General features: G+C 40.5%; 20 protein-coding genes, 1 other RNA gene and 1 pseudogene. 14 read left to right on the forward strand and 8 right to left on the reverse strand.

Translation table 11 applies throughout. The features are described from left to right. The first annotated feature begins 61 nt into the window (after nucleotides 1–61). On the forward strand, nucleotides 62–961 hold the full coding sequence (mak, locus tag E2H97_RS04215; protein ID WP_133405977.1) for a fructokinase: 900 nt from the start codon (nucleotides 62–64) through the stop codon (nucleotides 959–961). Here the strand turns inward: mak and E2H97_RS04220 are convergent. Both E2H97_RS04220 and E2H97_RS04225 read right to left on the reverse strand, forming a co-directional pair. Then, a complete protein-coding gene (locus tag E2H97_RS04220; protein ID WP_133405978.1) occupies nucleotides 944–1,228 on the reverse strand; it encodes a hypothetical protein in 285 nt (94 codons plus the stop codon). The two genes, mak and E2H97_RS04220, sit on opposite strands and share 18 nt — an antisense overlap. Before the next feature lie 162 nt (nucleotides 1,229–1,390). Beyond that, nucleotides 1,391–2,389, reverse strand: a complete 999-nt coding sequence (locus tag E2H97_RS04225) for a hypothetical protein (protein ID WP_133405979.1) — start codon at nucleotides 2,387–2,389, stop codon at nucleotides 1,391–1,393. 323 nt (nucleotides 2,390–2,712) lie between these two features. Between E2H97_RS04225 and E2H97_RS04230 the strand changes: the two genes are divergently transcribed. Genes E2H97_RS04230 through E2H97_RS04240 form a run of 3 tightly spaced genes read left to right on the forward strand, consistent with a single transcriptional unit; the run spans nucleotide 2,713 to nucleotide 4,467 of the window. Next, nucleotides 2,713–3,486, forward strand: a complete 774-nt coding sequence (locus tag E2H97_RS04230; RefSeq protein ID WP_133405980.1) for an NERD domain-containing protein — start codon at nucleotides 2,713–2,715, stop codon at nucleotides 3,484–3,486. A 45-nt stretch (nucleotides 3,487–3,531) separates the two neighbouring features. Further along, nucleotides 3,532–3,978: a GNAT family N-acetyltransferase gene (locus tag E2H97_RS04235; RefSeq protein WP_133408568.1), complete on the forward strand. Its 447-nt coding sequence runs from the start codon at nucleotides 3,532–3,534 to the stop codon at nucleotides 3,976–3,978. Between the two features lie 27 nt (nucleotides 3,979–4,005). Continuing rightward, nucleotides 4,006–4,467, forward strand: a complete 462-nt coding sequence (locus E2H97_RS04240) for a hypothetical protein (RefSeq protein ID WP_133405981.1) — start codon at nucleotides 4,006–4,008, stop codon at nucleotides 4,465–4,467. A 48-nt stretch (nucleotides 4,468–4,515) separates the two neighbouring features. On the opposite strand, the gene E2H97_RS04245 is transcribed toward E2H97_RS04240, so the two are convergent. The 3 genes from E2H97_RS04245 to E2H97_RS04255 all read right to left on the reverse strand — a co-directional run bounded on the left by E2H97_RS04245 (nucleotide 4,516) and on the right by E2H97_RS04255 (nucleotide 5,796). Then, nucleotides 4,516–4,983, reverse strand: a complete 468-nt coding sequence (locus tag E2H97_RS04245) for a hypothetical protein (protein ID WP_133405982.1) — start codon at nucleotides 4,981–4,983, stop codon at nucleotides 4,516–4,518. A gap of 395 nt (nucleotides 4,984–5,378) precedes the next feature. Next, entirely contained in the window at nucleotides 5,379–5,522 is a 144-nt protein-coding gene (ykgO, locus tag E2H97_RS04250) for a type B 50S ribosomal protein L36 (RefSeq protein WP_133405983.1), read from the reverse strand. A 13-nt stretch (nucleotides 5,523–5,535) separates the two neighbouring features. After that, a complete protein-coding gene (locus tag E2H97_RS04255; RefSeq protein ID WP_133405984.1) occupies nucleotides 5,536–5,796 on the reverse strand; it encodes a type B 50S ribosomal protein L31 in 261 nt (86 codons plus the stop codon). A gap of 320 nt (nucleotides 5,797–6,116) precedes the next feature. Here E2H97_RS04255 and E2H97_RS04260 point away from each other — a divergent pair, with 320 nt between their 5' ends. From E2H97_RS04260 to E2H97_RS04295, 8 genes are all read left to right on the forward strand, one after another. After that, nucleotides 6,117–6,644, forward strand: a complete 528-nt coding sequence (locus E2H97_RS04260) for a sigma-70 family RNA polymerase sigma factor (protein WP_133405985.1) — start codon at nucleotides 6,117–6,119, stop codon at nucleotides 6,642–6,644. A gap of 13 nt (nucleotides 6,645–6,657) precedes the next feature. Further along, nucleotides 6,658–7,677, forward strand: a complete 1,020-nt coding sequence (locus tag E2H97_RS04265; RefSeq protein ID WP_133405986.1) for a FecR domain-containing protein — start codon at nucleotides 6,658–6,660, stop codon at nucleotides 7,675–7,677. A gap of 142 nt (nucleotides 7,678–7,819) precedes the next feature. Next, nucleotides 7,820–11,137 (forward strand): TonB-dependent receptor, encoded by a 3,318-nt coding sequence (locus tag E2H97_RS04270; RefSeq protein ID WP_133405987.1) that lies wholly within the window; start codon nucleotides 7,820–7,822, stop codon nucleotides 11,135–11,137. A gap of 325 nt (nucleotides 11,138–11,462) precedes the next feature. Further along, a complete protein-coding gene (locus E2H97_RS04275; RefSeq protein WP_133405988.1) occupies nucleotides 11,463–12,209 on the forward strand; it encodes a Slam-dependent surface lipoprotein in 747 nt (248 codons plus the stop codon). Nucleotides 12,210–12,548: 339 nt separating this feature from the next. After that, nucleotides 12,549–14,072, forward strand: a complete 1,524-nt coding sequence (locus tag E2H97_RS04280; RefSeq protein ID WP_133405989.1) for a porin family protein — start codon at nucleotides 12,549–12,551, stop codon at nucleotides 14,070–14,072. A gap of 34 nt (nucleotides 14,073–14,106) precedes the next feature. Then, nucleotides 14,107–14,874 carry a tonB-system energizer ExbB gene (gene exbB, locus E2H97_RS04285; protein ID WP_133405990.1) on the forward strand — a complete coding sequence of 256 codons (768 nt, stop codon included), beginning with the start codon at nucleotides 14,107–14,109 and terminating at the stop codon, nucleotides 14,872–14,874. A 15-nt stretch (nucleotides 14,875–14,889) separates the two neighbouring features. Beyond that, nucleotides 14,890–15,321: a TonB system transport protein ExbD gene (exbD, locus tag E2H97_RS04290; RefSeq protein ID WP_133405991.1), complete on the forward strand. Its 432-nt coding sequence runs from the start codon at nucleotides 14,890–14,892 to the stop codon at nucleotides 15,319–15,321. After that, nucleotides 15,318–16,193, forward strand: coding sequence for an energy transducer TonB (locus tag E2H97_RS04295; protein WP_133405992.1), 876 nt, complete (start codon nucleotides 15,318–15,320; stop codon nucleotides 16,191–16,193). Before exbD ends, E2H97_RS04295 begins: the two co-directional genes overlap by 4 nt. 372 nt (nucleotides 16,194–16,565) lie before the next feature. On the opposite strand, the gene ssrA is transcribed toward E2H97_RS04295, so the two are convergent. Further along, nucleotides 16,566–16,929: a transfer-messenger RNA gene (gene ssrA, locus E2H97_RS04300) on the reverse strand. A gap of 83 nt (nucleotides 16,930–17,012) precedes the next feature. Then, on the reverse strand, nucleotides 17,013–17,501 hold the full coding sequence (gene smpB, locus E2H97_RS04305) for an SsrA-binding protein SmpB (protein ID WP_133408569.1): 489 nt from the start codon (nucleotides 17,499–17,501) through the stop codon (nucleotides 17,013–17,015). Nucleotides 17,502–17,613: 112 nt separating this feature from the next. On the opposite strand from smpB, the gene E2H97_RS04310 reads away from it, so the two are divergent. Beyond that, nucleotides 17,614–18,045, forward strand: a complete 432-nt coding sequence (locus E2H97_RS04310; protein WP_133405993.1) for an SRPBCC family protein — start codon at nucleotides 17,614–17,616, stop codon at nucleotides 18,043–18,045. An 11-nt stretch (nucleotides 18,046–18,056) separates the two neighbouring features. Beyond that, entirely contained in the window at nucleotides 18,057–18,392 is a 336-nt protein-coding gene (locus tag E2H97_RS04315) for an RnfH family protein (protein WP_133405994.1), read from the forward strand. Nucleotides 18,393–18,458: 66 nt separating this feature from the next. On the opposite strand, the pseudogene E2H97_RS04320 reads toward E2H97_RS04315, so the two are convergent. Further along, a pseudogene (locus E2H97_RS04320) lies at nucleotides 18,459–18,839 on the reverse strand (outer membrane protein assembly factor BamE); the annotation flags it as partial. Nucleotides 18,840–19,167: the final 328 nt, after the last annotated feature.

A 19,167-nucleotide genomic window follows, 5' to 3' on the forward strand; every position in this document is an offset into this window, starting at 1 on the left:
TGAGATTAAAAAATTGAGTGGACGCCTTGTCCACTTTTTTATTAGGAATTGAGGAAGAAGCATGATCCGTTTTGGTGTTGATTTAGGTGGAACCAAAATTGAATTGGTGGCCTTGGATGATAGTGGTAAAGAGCTTTATCGAAAAAGAGTACCTACGCCCAAGGTTTATCAGGGGACAATAACTACCATTTCAGATCTAGTTACCGAAGCCGAAGCTGAATTAGGACAAAAGGGAAGTGTAGGTGTTGGTATTCCTGGTGTTGTTTCTCCTTTCACTGGATTAGTAAAAAATGCCAATTCAACGTGGATTAACGGACATGCTTTGGATAAAGATTTAGGTGAACTGCTACAAAGAGAAGTAAGAGTGTCAAATGATGCGAATTGCTTTGCGGTTTCCGAAGCGACGGACGGTGCAGCTAAAGGAAAAGCTGTCGTATTTGGTGTGATCATTGGTACAGGCTGCGGTGGTGGTATCGTATTTAACGGTAAAGTTCACGGTGGTGGCAATGGCATTGGTGGAGAGTGGGGGCATAACCCATTACCTTGGCTATCAAAAGATGAATATCAATCGACACAATGCTTTTGTGGAAACAAGGATTGTATTGAGACCTACGTAAGTGGAACGGGGTTTATTCGTGATTATCAGGCTAATGGTGGAAACGTATCTACAGGTTTGGAAATTATGGAGCGATTCCATCAAGGTGATACTTTGGCTACTCAAACGTTTGAACGCTACATCGACAGGCTAGCAAGAGCCTTGGCACACATGATCAATATGCTCGATCCAGACGCGATTGTTTTAGGTGGTGGCATGTCTAATATTGACGAAATCTATCGTCGTTTACCACTTGTATTAAAGCAATATGTACTTGGTAAAGAATGTAAAACTCCAATTTTGAAAAATAAGTTTGGCTGCTCGTCAGGTGTTCGTGGTGCTGCTTGGCTATGGGGTAAAGGTTAAGCCCTGCTTTAATGTTCTGGTTTGATAAAAGTAGCCCTCAGCTTTTGCTCGGCAACTTAGCTTTTTTAGGTTCTCAGCTGATAAGCGAATGGTGATTTTGTTATTACGGATTGCTTTAAAATCTTCAGTGTTTGAGGCTTCAGGTGATACTCGGTTTATCAGCATACGTAGCATTTCTGCTTCACTCATGCCATGCGAATGACAAAACTGCTTCCAGTTAGATTTCTCTATTTCAGATAGCAAAGTTTTAGTAATAATGGCTCCCATAGCTCAACCTCCAAAGCACTTGCTGCTTTTAAAAGTTATGCCACGCTCAAAGTGAAATAGCCATGTATAAAGGTGAGGTTTAGATGGTAAAAATGGCTTTAGTACCAAATGCCAGCAAATTTGGTACTAAATGCCATCTTTTTGCGAATCCTGCATTAGAAATTAGAGGGTATTTTTAGATTTAGACTTTGCTGACATCCCCTGAGCCATATCAATCACAACTTCCTTCAATGAAGCGTTTTTTACAGTTGGATAGCCATGCCAATACTTCATAACTGTAGGAGTGAACTTTGCAAAGTAGCCCCTTCTGAAGATCGTGTCTGTAGCATATTGGCTGTATTTTATGCCTTGCTCAGCTAGGACTTTTTCAGTTGTTTTACCGACAATATAAAACTGTATTGGATGCCAAATATATCGCTCTTGTTTTAAGCCTACTTTATCAAGTTCTGTAGCAATGGTTTTGGAGAGGTTGCTTTCAGCGTGGGCGTGGGTAACTTCATGGAAGATCATTTCTAAACTGGCATAACCTTGATAATCAGAGCGTGAACTGTTGATCATGGTATAAGGCCATTCGTGGGTAAATGCACCATTTCGATGACCTGCGAAATACACTATATCAACGGGATGCTCATTCGCAGCAAACAAAGGTGCTTCAAATCTGTCTTCAAGTCGAGTTTGAATCTTTAGACCATATTTATTTAGTTTTACAAGAAGGTCACTAAGCCATGCCTTATTGTATTCATCGTGTTTGTGCCATAACTTATTTTTGTAGGTAGGAAATACTTGCTTGAATAACTTAAGATGTCTTTTGTTCTCTAGCTGAATGCTCATACCATCATGGTATTGAGTTAGTGAGCGTGAAACATTTTGCAGCCAAGGCATTGTTCTCATGGCTGAACGTCTTTTGCCAAAAAAATTATTTTTATAGAAAGCAACCAACTCACGGAGTTGAGCTTGCTCTTGTTGGGTTAATGAGTCTTGCCAACCTTGCTCAGTAATATCATTACCCGTTCGAGCCATTTCAAAGACAAAATGATGAAGGTTAATGGCTGGATTACTTTTAAATTTTATCTGATTCCAAGTGCCAATTTCTTTTGCGTTTAATGATGAAGATAAGGTCATGAACCCCAATAGAATTAACGGTATTATTTTTGTTTTCATTACGGCACATCCTGATTGTGTACATTTATGTTGGTTATAGGGTAAGGTGGCAACCTTAAGTTTTCAATGTGAAAAATCTTGTTTCGCACAGTGTTGTTAGAAGCTTCTACTTAAGTTTTTTATATTGCCACTTTCAAGGATGTATTGTGAAGAAAGTCTTAATTCCCGTTTCAGGTCTCTTTTTTTGTAATAGTTATATGCAGTTTTCAGCGGAAAGTTCTAATCCAATATTGGGCTGGTTTTTTATTTTACTCGGGGTTGGAACGATTATAAGTTACTTCAGAAAAGATTCGTCAGGTATAGAATAGAGGGTTTGATTATAAATGGACTTATCAATTTACCTTGAGATGATTTTCGGTTCGCTTTGGTATCTGATCCCGTTCTTTGTTTTCATAGCAATTATTAAATCAGCTTGGTTTAAAGGTGTACTTGGGGAGTGGATGGTTAATTTGCTGTTTAAGCTTTTCTTGGATAAGAGCAAGTACCAAGTGATCAAAAATGTCACGTTGCCTACAGGGGATGGAACAACTCAGATTGATCATATCATCGTGTCTCAGTTCGGTGTGTTTGTTGTTGAAACCAAGAACATGAAAGGCTGGATTTTTGGTAATGAAAATCAGAAGCTATGGACGCAAAAGATTTTCAAACACACCTCTAAATTTCAAAACCCATTACATCAAAATTATAAGCACACCAAAACACTAGAAGCTTGTTTAGATGTCGATTCTGAACACATATTCTCGGTTATTATTTTTATTGGTGATAGCACTTTTAAAACTCCTATGCCTGAAAATGTGACGTTTGCTAGAGGTGGTGTCGAGTACATTAAGAGCAAGACGGATATAGTTTTTACTACCGAACAAGTAACGGCTTTTATCGAGCAAATTGAATCAGGGCGATTACAACCAAGCATCAAAACCAATATTGAGCACATTAGACATGTAAGAGAAATCGTTAGCAATAAAAGCAGTGTTAAAACTTGCTCCAAATGTGGTGCAGATATGGTGCTAAGAAAATCTACGAAAGGTAAAAATGCAGGGAATGAATTTTGGGGATGTGGTGCGTTTCCTAAGTGTCGGAATACTGTTACTGCTTGAGGGATGAATCAAGTTGAAATCGTTAAATTTAAACAAGGAATTATTTTGAATATTGCGTTAAAGCCAATCAATAAACAAAACTATGAAGCGGTATGTGATCTTGAGGTAACTGAAGAGCAAGAAGACTATGTAGCTTCTAATATGTGGTCGATTGTTGAGTCTAAGTTTAATGACAATTATGAAACAAGGGCTATTTATCAAGACGAAGAGCCAGTAGGATTTTTTATGTGGGTTAAAGAGGCTTCACATAAAATTTCAATCTGGCGTTTTATGATTGACCAAAATCATCAAAATAAAGGATTAGGACGTAATGCACTTGAGCTTGCCTTAAACGAAATTAAACAAGAGCCTGATATCCGAGTGATTGAGATTTGTTATAACCCTGAGAATCCAGTTGCTAAGGACTTTTATTCAAGCTTTGGCTTCAATGAGATCGGAATGGATGATGATAATGAAGATATGTTGGCTGTGATTGAATTAGAAACTGTTTGATATATGCAACCTTACTTTGAAACTTCAATGAGCACGGTAAATAGCTCAATTTTTTTGTATCCATTAACTATCCTCATGCTGGTGATGAGTTATCGAAGAGTGAAAGTTGTTTATGATAGGTTTATAAAGCAACTTTTGAAACTTGAATACTACAAAATCGTAATTCTTATGGTCACTTGCTGCTGTTTTAGCTTTATAGTTTTAAGTCAGAAAAGGTCGTTAATTCAGAAAATAGAAGGAGGTGAAATTTATTCAGTTACTGGTGTAGTTACAAATCTGCAAACGGAAAAAGCAGCAAGTAGGGAGGAAAGCTTTGAGGTTGATGGAATCAGGTTTTCTTATAATGATGTTGCAACGCCAAAGTATTTCTTCGTAAATCGTAAATACCAAGATGGCATTATTCAAAATGGAAGGAGAGTGAAAGTTGAATACATTAAAGACAATGAGAAAAATTTCATTATTCGTTTGGATTTTCAGGCAAGTAAATGATTCACTAAGAAGGCTTTTTCTTCTATAAAAATAGCTGATGAAGTAGCTTCATTTTTCAAAAATGTATAGCTTTATACCATTTGATGTATCAGCCAGTTCCTTGAGCTGAGGAACGGTTAAGTTGCATGAAAAAACATATTTTGCTTTTAACAGTTTGTTTTCTGGTTCACGGATAACTTCTATTTTGTATTCAAATCTACCATCAGAACTTACTTTTTCTTCAAATAGAGCCACTTCTTTAAGATCTTTAAAAAGGTATTTCTTATTTCCGATACTGAGCTCTCCAGCTTCTAAGTCAATTTTTAAGCTTTTTGGCGATTTATTGAATGCAAAAATTTCATAAAAAAAGTTTATAACGACAAATGGAGTAGCGAGCAGGATTAGAGCAGCTTTGCCCATAGAGCTGGAACTTAAGCTGTCCATAAAAACACAAATATAGGCAGAAACCAGCATCAAAAAAATGAGACATCCTTGACGGATGAAAAATTTATTGTAAGTCAGATTTAGTTCTATCAATGAAAAATTCCTTTCAATCTTAAGTGAAAGAAAATCCACTTACGAGATCTTTTGCCGCCACAAAATTTTTCGCTGTCGCCATTTTGTCGCCATTGAAAAGAAAAAAGACTTAGCTCGATGAGCTAAGTCTTTGTTTTATTTGGTGGAGGCGGGGGATTTGAACCCCCGTCCAGAAAGCCTACATTTTATTCTAGTTACCGTGCCATGGGCGTTGTAGAGCATTTTCAATAACTTAAAATACCGATGTGTATCATCAGAGACCGTCACGTAGCGGCTGTGTGGACACTTAGTGGACACACTTAAAATCATTATTTTAATAATGCTAGCCATTCTGTTTGTCTTATTTGTGGACAAAGCAAGCTCAAGAAATATATCAGTACCCCAGTATTGAACCTCTATTTAGACTTTCTTGCTGAACCTTGGCGAGCTTTTAAGCGAGGGTTGCTTTTACATATTACGTAAAGCTTGCCTCGTCGTTTGACAACTTGACAGTCTTTGCTTCGATTCTTTGCGCTTTTGAGTGAGCTTAAAACTTGCATAATGAAAGACTTCCTAACGTGATTTTGAAGCAGTATTTCCAAAACGCTTATTAAATTGGGCAACTCGCCCTTCGGATTTAGCCTGTTGTTTTTCCCCTGTGTATACAGGGTGAGAAGCGCTTGAGATATCTAAATGGATTAATGGATAAGTATTGCCATCCGTCCATGTCACTGTTTTATCACTTTTACATGTTGATCTTATTAAAAAATCAGTATTTGAACTTGAGTCTCTAAATACCACATAGTCGTATTCAGGATGGATACCTTTTTTCATAACAGAGCCTTTTGATATGTTGTAACATATTTAAAGTATGCTAATTCGATACTCATTTCAACACCAAATTACGTTAATAAAAAATTCTATAATTCTATAGAATACAAAAAGAACCTGTCTAAAAGTTGCACAATAAAGAGATGCTTTTAAGTTCACTTAACAATTACCTATTCTTCATCGAAAGACAAAGCACTATCGTAAAAAATAAATCCAAGCAATGACCTAGGTATCTCAGCAGTATTTAATCGTCCAGCGTATTGCAATTTGAATTTTGATGTATAAAATACACAAACGATAATAATTCTCATTAAGATTGCGTTATGTCAACATATAGCCTAGCCAACTCTAATCCTCAAAAAATTGAGAGCTTGTACTTACACCATAATCACTGGTTGAAGTCTTGGTTGTATCGTCGGGTATCTTGTCCAGAAAAAGCGGCTGATTTAGCCCAAGATACTTTTGTGCGTTTACTAGGTAAAACTGTTCAACTTGATACTGTGGTAGCAGCAAGGCGCTACCTTCGCTGTATTGCAGACGGGCTGTGTGTTGATATGTGGCGACGAAAGTCAGTCGAACAGGCTTGGCTTGAAACCTTAGCTGAGCGTCCTGAACTGGAAGAAATATCCGCAGAAGATCGAGCCATTATCATCGAAACCATCTGTGAAATTGATGAGATGCTGCGAAACTTACCTGAAAACGTTGCCACGGCCTTTTTACTGTCGCAAATGGACGGCCTTACTTATAAGCAAATTGCTGCAGAGCTTGAAGTATCAGAGCGCATGGTCAAAAAATACATGGCACGTGCTATGTTCGAATGCTTACTCATTGAATCTCGCCACTACCAATAATTAGAACATCAAGATGTCACGGAAGATGCACGCTGCAACAGTAAATACCAACACGCCAAAGCCAACTCATCAGCAATTGCAACAAGCTGCGCTTTGGTTCGTGGTGGTCAACGATGAAAATCAATCCGAAGCTGATCATCAGCAATGGCGAGCGTGGTTAGCTGAAAACCCACAACATCAACAAGCTTGGCAGTATGTGGAAAATATCAGTGGTCGTTTCGCCAAGGCGCAAAATGACCAATTTGCTAATACCTGTCAAACCATCACCACAATTCGTGAACAACGTCTGTCTCGTCGTCGCTTACTGCAAGCGGGAGGGATGATGTGTGTGGCATGGTTTGGTGTCCGCTTTACCCAATTACCAGAATTGGCGGAACACTACGCCAATCGTTTTAATGCGGATCGCTATACAGGTGTTGGTGAAGTGGCTGAAGTTCAGCTGCAAGATGGGGGTAAACTCTGGCTAAACACCGATTCTGCAATCAACATCAATTACACCTCGAACGCCAGAGTCATCGAGTTACTGCAAGGCGAGATTTACATCGAAACTGCCAAAGATAAAAACCAACGCCCGTTCAAAGTCGAAACCTCAATGGCGACGCTAACGGCACTTGGCACACAATTTACGGTACGAGAATACGAGCATCGTCAATTGTTAGCGGTCTTTGACGGTGCGGTTGAAATCAAAACTCGTAATGGTGAAAAGCAGGTGATTTCAGCAGGACAGCAAAGCTTTTTTACCCAAGATACAATAGAGACGCCTACTAAGGTTGCTGCTGAACATGGTGCTTGGCATAAACACATCTTACTGGCTGACAACATCAGTTTAAAACAATTAGTGGCTGAATTAGGTCGCTATCGCTTGGGTTATCTTGGTGTTGCTCCTGATATTGAAGATATCAAAGTCATCGGTGCCTATCCGACTCAACAGCCTGAGTTGGCACTGCAATTATTGCAAGACTCTCTACCCATAAAAATCACTCAAATCTCGCCTTGGTGGGTGAATATTTCGTCAAAAAATTCAAGCCAATAAAAAAATTGACAAAAAATTCAAAAAAGTGGTTCCCCTTTTTTTATCTCGTTCGGTTACCTAATTAGATGGGCGTAAAACGCCCAACCCAAATGGTTTGAAAATAACCGATTAACTCACTTTTGCCTTTTACTAGGAAACAACAATGTCTCGACAACAACTTGGAAGTCAATCGAAAGTCGCTTCCACCGTTAAGCAGCCTTTGCGTGCTAGCCACTTAGCCGTTTGTGTCTGCTTTGGCTTATTCGGCACAACTATGGCAACCGATACCTTTGCCGCCCAAACTGAGCAGCAACAAACGCAAAACCACAGCTTTAATATTCAAGCAGGTTCACTGTCGGATGCACTCACCCAATATTCACGTGCGACAGGCGTGTTCTTTAGTGGTGCAGGCAAGCTGACTGACGGTAAACGCACTTCTGGATTAAAAGGCAGTTACACCTCAGCACAAGCACTGCAAATGTTGCTGAAAGGCAGCAATATTCAATACCAATTTAATGGTAACAGTGTGGCGTTATTTGCTAGCGGTACAGCGGGAAACGACAGTGATATCGAACTGTCAGCAGTACGAGTAACGGGCGAGTACCAAAGCGGCGACGACCGTGACGAAGCCGGATACAACACAGTATATGACGAAGACGCCTCAACCAGCTTTATCGGTAAAAAAGACATTGAACGCTTTAAAGGCACTAGCCCTGCCGATATTTTTAAAGGTTTACCTAACACCTTTAGTGGCGATCCACATGCAGGTGGTGGTATCGACCCTAACATTCGTGGCTTCCAAGGTCCGGGGCGTGTTCCAGTCACCATCGACGGAACTGAACAAGCTCTAACTGTCTGGAATGGTTATCGCGGTGCGTCAAACCGCAGCTATATCGACCCTAACTTGATTGGTAATGTTACCGTACACAAAGGCCCTTCATTAAACCCTGATGCCCATACCTCAGTGGGTGGTGGTGTTGAAATTAAGACGCTATCCGCCATTGATATTATTGATAAAGGTGACACCTTTGGGATGGAGTTTATCGCAGATACCAGTAGCAACAGTACTTCAGTACGAGAGCCTACCTTATACTATGGTAAGGACTGGCATGATGTGCCTTTATACAACCCTTCTGGTAGCCCAGATACTGTAAACCCTAAATGTTTATCGTTATATCGAGATTGCGCATTAGAAATCGCCCCTCGTCAGCGTGGTGGTAGCAGTAACAACTTATTTAACGGTCAAGACAATTCATTCCGTCTTGCTGTGGCAAAACGAGGCGATAACTGGGATATTTTAGGCGCTTATGCCTATCGTAAAAAAGGCAATTATTTTACAGGTACTAAAGGCGCAGGCTTTTATCAGCAACCTAGACCGGAAGGAGGGCTACAGGGGCGTAATCCTGTTATCGAACCTCGTCATGTCGGTTTATCTCATATTCCGGGTGAAGAGGTCCCCAATACTTCTGTAGAAATGAAGTCTTTCCTGCTTAAAACTACTTATGAGCTGAGTGATTTTCAAAAAATACAAGTGGGTGCTCGCTATACTGATGCTAAGGTGGGAGAAATTTTAGCCAGTCGCTCTGCCAATCGTGTTGAAGGAGGTAAATTAGCTCAGTGGCCAATCAGTAAAATGAAGCTACAAGCTTATAATGTTGACTACCGCTGGAATCCTGAAAATCCATTATTAAATGTAAAGGCTAAAGTATGGACAACTTTGTCTGATACCTTTTCATTAAGAGGTGGCGGTGCGGTACAAAATTACAGAAGAAAAACTCCAGAAAACAATGACCCCAAAGCGAACATTTTGTTTAATGACGCACAAGCAGATTATACAGCCAAACGCTTCGGAGCTAATTTTAGTAATAAAATGGAGTTAGCAGATGGCTTAAACCTAACGCTTGCGGGTCGTTACCAATACGAACAATTACGGCCTAAACTAGGCTTGCCGCCACTGTCCATAAAAAATGTTAATGATACAAATAATGGTTGGCAAGGTCCTCGCCGCGCAGGTACCCGTAAGGAGTTTAATGGTAGTTTTCGATTTGATTGGCAACCGGTTGAATTTCTGCGTTTAAATGCCGGTGCGCGTTATGGTCATTACTCGCTGCGTGATGATTATGTGGTAAACCGAAAAGCCGCCGGAGACCTTAATGCAGTTTCGCCAGGTACAATAGGAACTGGTAAAATCATACGCTTTAAAACCACCGAAACACGTACCGCAGAAGAGCAACAAGCAAGAATTGACGCTAAATCGGCTGAGATTAGAGCCCAATTTGATCCTAGTGCATTTGATAAAATTAGAGCTGATATTCAAAACCTTGAAAATGAAATTCATGGTATAAGAATTAATCCGGCTTTTCCTCCATTTTTAAAGCAACTTCTTATTGCTGAAAGGCAACCAAGGCTTGATAAACTTAAGGCCGATTTAGCTGATGCATTAGCCGATCGCGAAGGCACGATTAATCGTTTAATTGCAGAGGCAACCACTAGGATTAATAACGATAAAACCTACGTAAAAGACAATACGAAAGAATGGCTGCGTGACAGTAATGGTAAATTTAGTCGTGCGGGCAATCCTTGCTTATCAGCTGCTGAAATAAAACGCTTGAGGATTATTCCTGAGTCTTGCAGTACTGGTGCAGCAATAGGTGAGCGTGTTATGCCAAGTAAGCTTAAAGGCTCAGGTTGGATGCCAGAAGCACAAGCGACCTTTATTTTTAGCGATAACAGCCGCAGTTATATCCGATACGCCGAATCGCTGCGCTTCCCAAGCTTATTTGAAGGTACATACGGCTTCTCTGCTACCTATAACCCAAATTATGGATTAAAACCAGAGCGTGCTAGCATTGTTGAGCTTGCCTATATTCATAACTTTGACAATCTTAGTACCAAGATAACCTACTTCGACCAAACCATTGATGATGTAATGGATCGTAGTCAATTGCATTTTAGCAATATGGAAAAACAGCATATCAGTGGCTTAGAGTTCCAAAGTCGTTACGATAATGGCACCTTATTTGCTGACTTAGGTTTGGCTTACAATTTGAAAAATCAGGTTTGTGATGCTGGAACAGCTATAGAGCAGTCTTTTGTTCCCAAACAAGGTTTTGATATCGCCAAATCGCAACAATCCTGTGTTCGCGCTGGATTTTCTGGCGGTACTGGTAATGGTTACTTAGCCGCCCGTGCCATTCCTCCATTGTCTGGTAACTTGTTAGTGGGCGCGCGTTTCTTAGATAAAGACTTAGAAACCGGTATGCGTATTAACTATTCATCAAAGAGTCACGATGACGACCCTGTACAACGTGCCGCGTCAACGACGGTTGATGCTTATGTGAACTATCAAGTTAAGGACTTCTTAAGCTTTGAGTTGACAGGGACGAACTTAGGCAACCGTTACTATGTCGAACCTATGACCATCACCAGCCACCCAGCACCGGGTCGCACCTTTAAACTGGGAATGAAAGTTAAGTTTTAACTATTCCTAACCCGTCATGCCTACGTAGGCAGGCATCCAGTGATTTCCATATTTTAAACGTTTCAATAAGTCACTGGGCTCCTGCCTTCGCAGGAGCGACGTGCTTGCCTAAATACGCATTCTAGTAATAAATCAAACTCTTCAAAAAAATCATAAAAAAATTCAAAAATGGGGTTCCCCTTTCTTTATCTCGTACGGCTTATTAAGTAGGAACCAAATTTGTGGTTGTGTTTTAATCCGCAGCCACACCTAACCGCTAATAAGTATATGGGCTTATTGGCTTTATAAACTCTGAGGTAAACGCCTCAACAAAAGGAAATGTGAAATGAAATTAAAATTAACGGCACTTATTGCTGCTATGGCTGTTACTGGTTTTGCTCAAGCGGACATTATTGGTGGGCAAAGCTTTGAAGGCTATATCAAAGTAGGAAAATCTGTCATTGATACCGGAAAGACTCACAAGCCTGGATTCGCTGGAATTGGTGTTTATGGTATGGGGCTTGACGGAATTATTGATTTCAAGGGTCTGACTCAATCTTCGAACGTTGTTAACGGCTTCTATCAGCTAGTGATGGACACGCCTCCGCCAGCAGGCGCGCCAGCTGAACACACTAACTTAGGCACATTCAATTTTGCCAAAGCGGGTACTGGTGATGTCTGGTTTGGTGAATGGGCACAAGATATGTCTGGCGCAAGTGCAAACGATGGACGTCGTGCGGTTTATTATGTCGGTGACAATAAAGGCACCACTATGCCAACTGGTGGTGTTGCTACCTACAGCGTGACAGGAATTAACCACGGTAATGCTTTAGGTGGTGATTTTACCGCTAACTTTAACAGCAATAAGTTGACAGGCACACTTACCAGCAACTCAGGTTTTGTAACAAATCTTAGAATCAATGCTGATATTAACAGCAGCAATGCAAGTTTCTCTGGCTCAGCAATTGCTAATGGTTTAGTTACTGGTACAACTCAAGGTCACTTTTTTGGTCAAGATGCTGCTGCATTAGCTGGTATGGCTAAATTTGGCATTCGTCATTTTGACACTGCCTTTGGCGGTAAGAAAAAATAATCAGCTTTCCCTAGGTTGATGTTATTAAGGGCGTGTTTATCTTTCTTGTTTATTTTTGCAGCGACAAGTTGGTTATCTTATGTAAGGCAGAGTTTGTGAAGTGTGGTTACTCCACATAAACAAACGATAACGCAGCAGAAATGACCAATTTACGCTGTCTTTGATGCTTTTGAGCACTTCCTGTTCTGTGTTGTAATCAGCTCACTTAGGTGTCTAAGCTTCTCTGATTACGCCTTGAACAGAAAAGTGCTCAAATAGCACAAAATTTAAACCTGAAAGGTAAATACGCCCTAACAGGAGTTAGCTTTCGGGCTAGCTCCTGTGCTCGTTTAAATTAATATGGAAATGCGTGCTGTGCTTCTCTTTAAGTTAGTAAAAAGAATTATTTTCGTCCCCCTTATTTCACTGCTCTCTTTTCTTATTGCTAACGCCTATGCCAATGACGAAGATACTCAGTTACGGCTTGAGCAGCAAGCTGAGCAGGGTTTACAAAAAAAAGAGCAAGCCATTTTACAAGATGAAATGGCACGAGAAGCAAGGGACTCGAAACTCACGATTAACGGTCGCACTTATCACGTAAACAATAACGTTAATGAACTTGGTCGTGCGCTGTATTTAGCGGTACAACACAAAATGTGGCCGGCGGTAAAAGAGTTTTTACCTCGTTATCAAGCCATAGTAACTCATGACTTGATGTTAGTTTTGTATGCCGAAGGCGGATTGGCAAGACATGCTGGAAACCTCACTCAAGCTGAAAACAAATATCGCCAGCTTTTGATTTTAAAACCGGACTTTATTCTGGCGAAATTAGAACTGGCGCGAGTGCTATTTGAAAACCATAAAAATAATGAAGCCGCAAAACAGTTTGCTGAAATAGAAAAATTCATCCCTAAATACGACCCCAAAACCCAAGGCGTTCAAGCCACTATTGCCGCTTATAGCAAAGCCATTCGGAATCGTGACGAGTGGCATGGCTTTTTCTCATTCGGTCCCAGTTTTGATAGTAATATTAACCAAGCCTCGGGGTTGACGGATCGTGTATTAACCAGTCCATTCGTCACTCCTTCAATGGGGGTCGGGATTGAAACTAGTCTTGAAAGACGCTGGTCGTTATCAAACCACAACGGCATACAATGGCGTACTCTACTATTTGCCAGTAATTATTATGGTGAGTCTTACGTTACCCTTGTAGATCGACGAAACAAAAAATTAAGAGATCATAGCGAGTTTAGCCAAGGGACGTACATTACCAAGTTAGGTTACAGCTACAAGGAAGCGAAAAATCAGTTGTTCATTGCCCCCTTATTTGAATTGAAATTACTGGATAAAAAAGCTTTCTTTACTTCGGTGGGATTAACCGCAGAATGGTTACGCTTTATATCGCCAACGACAATGATGAAGCTAGAGCTTAATTATAAAAAACAGGAATTTATAAAGCCGGATTTACGACTGCAAAACGGCATAGACTTTTCCAGTTATTTCACCCTATGGAAAAGAGTTTCGGATAAGTTAACCATGTTTGGTGGTATGGATTACAGCCAAAAACGAGCGAGAGATACCAATTTTAACTCTGATAACTTTGGCTTGAGGCTTGGGCTATCGTACCCATTAACTGACGGAATTAATACAACTGTCTTTAGCTCGTTTCGCAACCAATCATTTAAAGGTTACAACGCATTTTTTAGGGATACCAGAAAAGACAATACTCAAAACTACACCATTATCGTGAAAGCTCCAAAGCATGAGTTTGCAGGGCTAGTACCGAGTTTACAGCTGAATTATGGTCGTTCTCAGTCCAGCCATGCTGTCCTGTATTCTTTCGACAAACACGCTGTGCACTTTAAATTAGAAAAACAATTTTAAACACAACTTTTTTACACAATCATAGGGATTGATTATGACCCGTTTTTTTATTTCTATCTTCGTTTTCTTGTTGAGCCTTAATGCGCAAGCTAATGACGCCGTTGGAGTCAGCCACGGTTTACCTGCTGACTTATCACCATGGGGCATGTATTTAGCCGCCGATTGGGTGGTAAAGTCAGTCATGATTTTGCTATTACTTGCCTCTATTCTGACGTGGGGTATTTTTGTTGCCAAACAAGTGCAACTGTATAAACAAACCAAGCTAGCAAAAGGTTTTTTATCTCAAATCCTTTCAGCAGAAAAGTTCGATGATTGTAAGCAAATAAAGTGTATTGATAATCCGTTTGCACAAAGTGTGATTCAATCGACCGCTACCGAACTTAAGCTTTCGTTTTCGAACAGCGATAGTAAGGTAAACGATGAAGGCATTAAAGAGCGAGTGAATGAACGTTTACAACGCCTACAAATTAATGCAGGTGCGCAAATCAATAAAGGCACAGGTATTCTTGCTAGTGTGGGATCGGTAGCACCTTTTGTTGGCTTATTTGGTACAGTGTGGGGGATCATGAACTCCTTTATCGGCATCGCCCAAACCCAAACTACAAACTTAGCGGTTGTGGCACCGGGTATTGCTGAAGCATTACTGGCAACGGCAATTGGTTTGGTGGCTGCGATCCCTGCGGTATTACTCTATAACTACTTTGCTCGTGCCATCACCAATTACAAAGCCTTATTAGCCGATATTTCTAGTGCGCTGATGATTGTCGTGAGTCGAGATTTGGATAAAAGAAAGAACGGATAAATATAGAGAACAACTATGGCTTTTAATAATTTAGGCAGTGATGCTAACGAACTCGCAGAAAACCATGACATTAATGTAACCCCATTCATTGATGTGATGTTGGTGTTGTTAATTATTTTTATGGTGGCTGCACCGTTAGCTACAGTGAGTATTCCTGTGGACTTACCAAATTCCAGTGCCAAACCGCAACCTGCACCTGAAAAACCGTTATTTCTCACCATCGAAAAAGACAATACCTTAACTTTGGATGACGATAACCAAGTAAATCTTGAGCAGTTAGTGCCGCAACTGGATGCAATGCTGGAAAATAAAGAGCAACGGATTTATATTCGTGCAGATCAGAATATTGCTTACAAGGATTTAATGGCGGTGGTGAATCAACTTAATCAATCGGGGTATTTGCAAATTGCATTAGTTGGCTTAGAAGGCGTTGAGGGCGGGCAATGAAACCCATGCCAAATGAGCATAGTAGCCGCATCAAGCGATTATTATCAGGGAGGTCATCGGCATCCATGAGCAACTCTTTGATGCCTTTGTCCAACGACAAGTCTACATTCTTAATCGGTCTTAGCGTCAGTATTGCATTGCATTCTGCATTATTTGGTTATTACTTTTGGCAACCAGAAACACCACCTGCAAAAACGACCGCCGCTGCACCTATTCCTGTTACTTTGGTGATGCCAATCGCTTCACCTCAAAAAAAGCACCAAACCCAAATAGAGCCTGAGCAAGAGCAGCAACCTGACTTGCAAAAAAGCCAACCAAAGCCGAAACCCAAAGCCGAGCCTGATCCAGAAGTCAAAGCACCTGAAGCGAAGAAAGATACCCCGTTCGAAACGGCTAAACCAAAGCCTAAAGTTGAAGAAAAACCAAAAGAGCCTGAAGCTGAACCTGTTGAGGAAATCGTTAAAGCCAGCAGTATTGATTCAATAAAACAAGAAGCTAAGCCAGAGCAAGCCGTAGACATTGAAACACCTGAAAAGCAAATTGCCGCACCGCAATTAGGAGCTACTAACCCAATTGCAGAGCAAAGAAAAGTCAGCTGGCGCACCTATCTGAATGCCCATTTGGAGCAGTACAAAAAGTACCCTCGCCACGCTAAGCGTTTACGTCGCGAAGGAATACCATGGGTTCGTTTTAAATTAGACAGAAAAGGTTATGTTCAACACGTAGAGTTGGTGACTAGCTCAGGCGTGTCATCACTGGATAAAGAAGCTTTAGCCTTACCTAAACGAGCAGAGCCGTTACCACCTCCACCTAAAGAAGTCGTTGGCGATTTACTTAGCCTTACTGTGCCAATAGTATTCTCGTTGAGATAGGTTTGTTTCACTCTTACGTATAACTGACTTATTTGGAGGGAATTCCGAGTTAAAGGTTTTAAGTGATTTATCCTTCATTAAAGCCTGTAAGGCTTTAAACCTTTTAGTTCCCGCAAATACAGTTTTCTTTTCAATTTTGATTTTCAAATCCAGTAAACTGACCCACACAATATATCATTGCCCATGGATGAAACATTTCTGGACGCATTAAGAATGGCTCTAGCTATTTTGTAATAAATTTAGCGTGTTAGCTGTAATGGTAGTGAGTGTGGATTCATTATTTAGGGCGTTTTTAAGGGACAATGTCTACGGTTTTGTGGACATTCTAAAAGAAAAAAGACTTAGCTCGATGAGCTAAGTCTTTGTTTTATTTGGTGGAGGCGGGGGGATTTGAACCCCCGTCCAGAAAGCCTACATCCAAGGCGCTACATGTTTAGTCTTTCTTTTGGTTAACCTGAAGAAACTCCGAAAGACAGGATTTTCTCAGGCGAGTTTGGTACTGTTTCGCGGTTCACCCCCAAACAAGGTTCCCTCGCTATCAAATGTGAGATGACCATCCAAATACTCTGCCCATTTGAGAAACGTGAGCAGGATGGGCTACTTACCGGTTATTAAGCGGCTGCAGCGTAGATGTTATCGTCGTTTGCAACTATAACAATGCGGCTTTTTACGAGGCCAACCGCCCCTCGACATGCTCCCAGGGTTTCGCGAATCCTGTCGAATCCTAATCGCCCCCAGACTTTTAAGTATACCTTGTAATATGTACCTCAGCTAGAAGTTATTAAAAGGTATAGGATTAAGTGTTTATTACTTAAGCAGTTACTTGCGAACGGCACCTTTTAAAGTACGAGATTTTTCACGTTCCCAGTCTCGTTCTTTACTTGCATCACGCTTATCGTGTTCTTTTTTACCTTTACCTAGACCGATTTCTACTTTCACCCAAGCGCCTTTTCTCCAATAAAGAGAAAGGGGAACTATGGTGTAGCCTTGACGTTCAACCAAACCTTCAAGTTTGTCTATTTCACGGCGGTTAAGTAGTAGCTTTTTAAGGCGAGCGGGTTCGCAATAAGTGTGGGTCGATGCCGTATTCAGTGGTGTGATGGTACAACCGTGCATCCAACATTCACCTTCTTTTATGAATACATAGGTGTCTGCAAGGGTCACTTTACCCATGCGAAGTGATTTTACTTCCCAGCCTTGTAGCTCAAGACCTGCTTCGATTTTCTCTTCGATTTTAAATTCGAAGGTGGCGCGCTTGTTGCGGACAATACTTCCGGGCGCGGCTTGTTTTGATTTTTTCTTTCCCATGTGGCGCATTATACGCTTCTAAAACGAATTGTTAAATTGGATTCACTTGATGTAGATGTGATTTTTTTGTTTCGTGGTAAAATCGGCGCAAAATATTTACAGATGGATTTTTATGCCTCAAATCGCTCGTAGTATGCTGGTTCGCTACAGTGCCCAGCAAATGTATGATCTTGTTAATGACGTTGAGTCTTATAAAGAGTTTCTTCCTGGTTGTGTCGGCGGCAAGGTGATCAGTTTTGATGGTGCGAAAATGCTGGCATCGGTAGATGTAAGTAAAGCAGGAATGCGAAAAACATTTACCACGTGCAATCAGCTAGAAAACGGCAAGTCTATCAAATTGAATTTAGAAAATGGTCCTTTTAAACACTTAAAAGGGGAGTGGCGTTTTACTGAACTGGCAGAAGATGCCTGTAAAGTGGAGTTTGAGTTAGACTTTGAGTTTTCCAGTTCTTTAATTGATTTTGCTTTTAATAAAGTATTTAAAGAGTTAATGGGCTCTATGGTCGGCGCGTTTACTCAACGGGCTAAAGTTGTTTACGGTTAAGGAGTGAAGTTATGAGCCATGAAGTTGACCACATTACAGTAGATGTTGTCTATGCTCTGCCTAAGCAACAAAAAATCATTTCAGTTACTGTTTCTCCCGAAACTTCTGCTATAGAAGTGCTTAAGCAAAGTGGGATGCAAACTTTTTTTCCTGAGATTGATTATGATGAAGTAAAGCTTGGTGTTTTTAGCAACTTAATTAAACCAGATCGAGTTATGGAAGCTGGAGAGCGATTAGAGATTTATCGTCCTTTAATTGCCGACCCTAAAGATGTACGCCGTCGTCGGGCAGAAAAAGCGGTACAGGAAGGAAGAGCGAATAAAACCACTGGCGGTAAGATAAAATAGCAATTCTGAATTGAAAAGCGGCTGTAATAAATCAGCCGCCAAAATATTTAATTACTGAGCTTGAGAAGGGAGCTGACTTTGATCAAGAGGTGTATTAAAGTCCTTGCTTAACTCGTAGTCACCAGTAACTTTGGTTAATTTGTCATTGGTGAAATGCAAAATAAGTTCTTTATGAATAATGCTGGCATCACGCCCACTTTTAAAGTGATACACATAGTACCAAGTATTATCTGCAAAACTGTCACGTAAAACAGGGTGACCAAGAACATACTCCGCTTGAGCTTTGGTCATATCGATACGCAGTTTATCAACTTGTAGTTGATCCATATAGTTGCCTTGAGCAACATCAGGCTTATAGATCAACCAATCAAATACACTACAAGCACTTAATGAAACAGAGAGTACCGCTGCACTTAAAAGAGTCAATCCTTGTTTTTTATTGATCATACCAACCACTGCTTTATCTAATTATTGGGGCAATCATACCCAAGCTATCCCTATGATTACAAGGGTAATGAAGCCTTGGAGTGATGGATTAGGAATTAGTTCCCAATAAAGGTTAGCTATATTCATTTTCAAAATGACCTGCTGAGCTAAATACCCAGCAGAAACCCGCAAAATAAAATTCTTTATTTAAAACAATAGCTAGAACAATACGTTGTTAATAAAATGTTGAGTTAGAGTGTTGACACTAGTTTTAGCTAATTTGATAGCTAGGGTTGCTAGTTATTGAGTGTGATGCAGTGGATTACTCTATGATTTGTCGCGAAAAATT

The sequence above is a fragment of the Parashewanella tropica genome (assembly GCF_004358445.1).
Lineage (GTDB): Bacteria > Pseudomonadota > Gammaproteobacteria > Enterobacterales > Shewanellaceae > Parashewanella > Parashewanella tropica.

Excerpts from the sequence above, each read along its gene's own strand:
- mak (WP_133405977.1), top strand. The coding sequence starts at position 62 with ATGATCCGTTTTGGTGTTGATTTAGGTGGAACCAAAATTGAATTGGTG.
- E2H97_RS04220 (WP_133405978.1), bottom strand. The coding sequence starts at position 1,228 with ATGGGAGCCATTATTACTAAAACTTTGCTATCTGAAATAGAGAAATCT.
- E2H97_RS04225 (WP_133405979.1), bottom strand. The coding sequence starts at position 2,389 with ATGAAAACAAAAATAATACCGTTAATTCTATTGGGGTTCATGACCTTA.
- E2H97_RS04230 (WP_133405980.1), top strand. The coding sequence starts at position 2,713 with ATGGACTTATCAATTTACCTTGAGATGATTTTCGGTTCGCTTTGGTAT.
- E2H97_RS04240 (WP_133405981.1), top strand. The coding sequence starts at position 4,006 with ATGAGCACGGTAAATAGCTCAATTTTTTTGTATCCATTAACTATCCTC.
- ykgO (WP_133405983.1), bottom strand. The coding sequence starts at position 5,522 with ATGCAAGTTTTAAGCTCACTCAAAAGCGCAAAGAATCGAAGCAAAGAC.
- E2H97_RS04255 (WP_133405984.1), bottom strand. The coding sequence starts at position 5,796 with ATGAAAAAAGGTATCCATCCTGAATACGACTATGTGGTATTTAGAGAC.
- E2H97_RS04260 (WP_133405985.1), top strand. The coding sequence starts at position 6,117 with ATGTCAACATATAGCCTAGCCAACTCTAATCCTCAAAAAATTGAGAGC.
- E2H97_RS04265 (WP_133405986.1), top strand. The coding sequence starts at position 6,658 with ATGTCACGGAAGATGCACGCTGCAACAGTAAATACCAACACGCCAAAG.
- E2H97_RS04270 (WP_133405987.1), top strand. The coding sequence starts at position 7,820 with ATGTCTCGACAACAACTTGGAAGTCAATCGAAAGTCGCTTCCACCGTT.
- E2H97_RS04275 (WP_133405988.1), top strand. The coding sequence starts at position 11,463 with ATGAAATTAAAATTAACGGCACTTATTGCTGCTATGGCTGTTACTGGT.
- E2H97_RS04280 (WP_133405989.1), top strand. The coding sequence starts at position 12,549 with ATGGAAATGCGTGCTGTGCTTCTCTTTAAGTTAGTAAAAAGAATTATT.
- exbB (WP_133405990.1), top strand. The coding sequence starts at position 14,107 with ATGACCCGTTTTTTTATTTCTATCTTCGTTTTCTTGTTGAGCCTTAAT.
- exbD (WP_133405991.1), top strand. The coding sequence starts at position 14,890 with ATGGCTTTTAATAATTTAGGCAGTGATGCTAACGAACTCGCAGAAAAC.
- E2H97_RS04295 (WP_133405992.1), top strand. The coding sequence starts at position 15,318 with ATGAAACCCATGCCAAATGAGCATAGTAGCCGCATCAAGCGATTATTA.
- smpB (WP_133408569.1), bottom strand. The coding sequence starts at position 17,501 with ATGGGAAAGAAAAAATCAAAACAAGCCGCGCCCGGAAGTATTGTCCGC.
- E2H97_RS04310 (WP_133405993.1), top strand. The coding sequence starts at position 17,614 with ATGCCTCAAATCGCTCGTAGTATGCTGGTTCGCTACAGTGCCCAGCAA.
- E2H97_RS04315 (WP_133405994.1), top strand. The coding sequence starts at position 18,057 with ATGAGCCATGAAGTTGACCACATTACAGTAGATGTTGTCTATGCTCTG.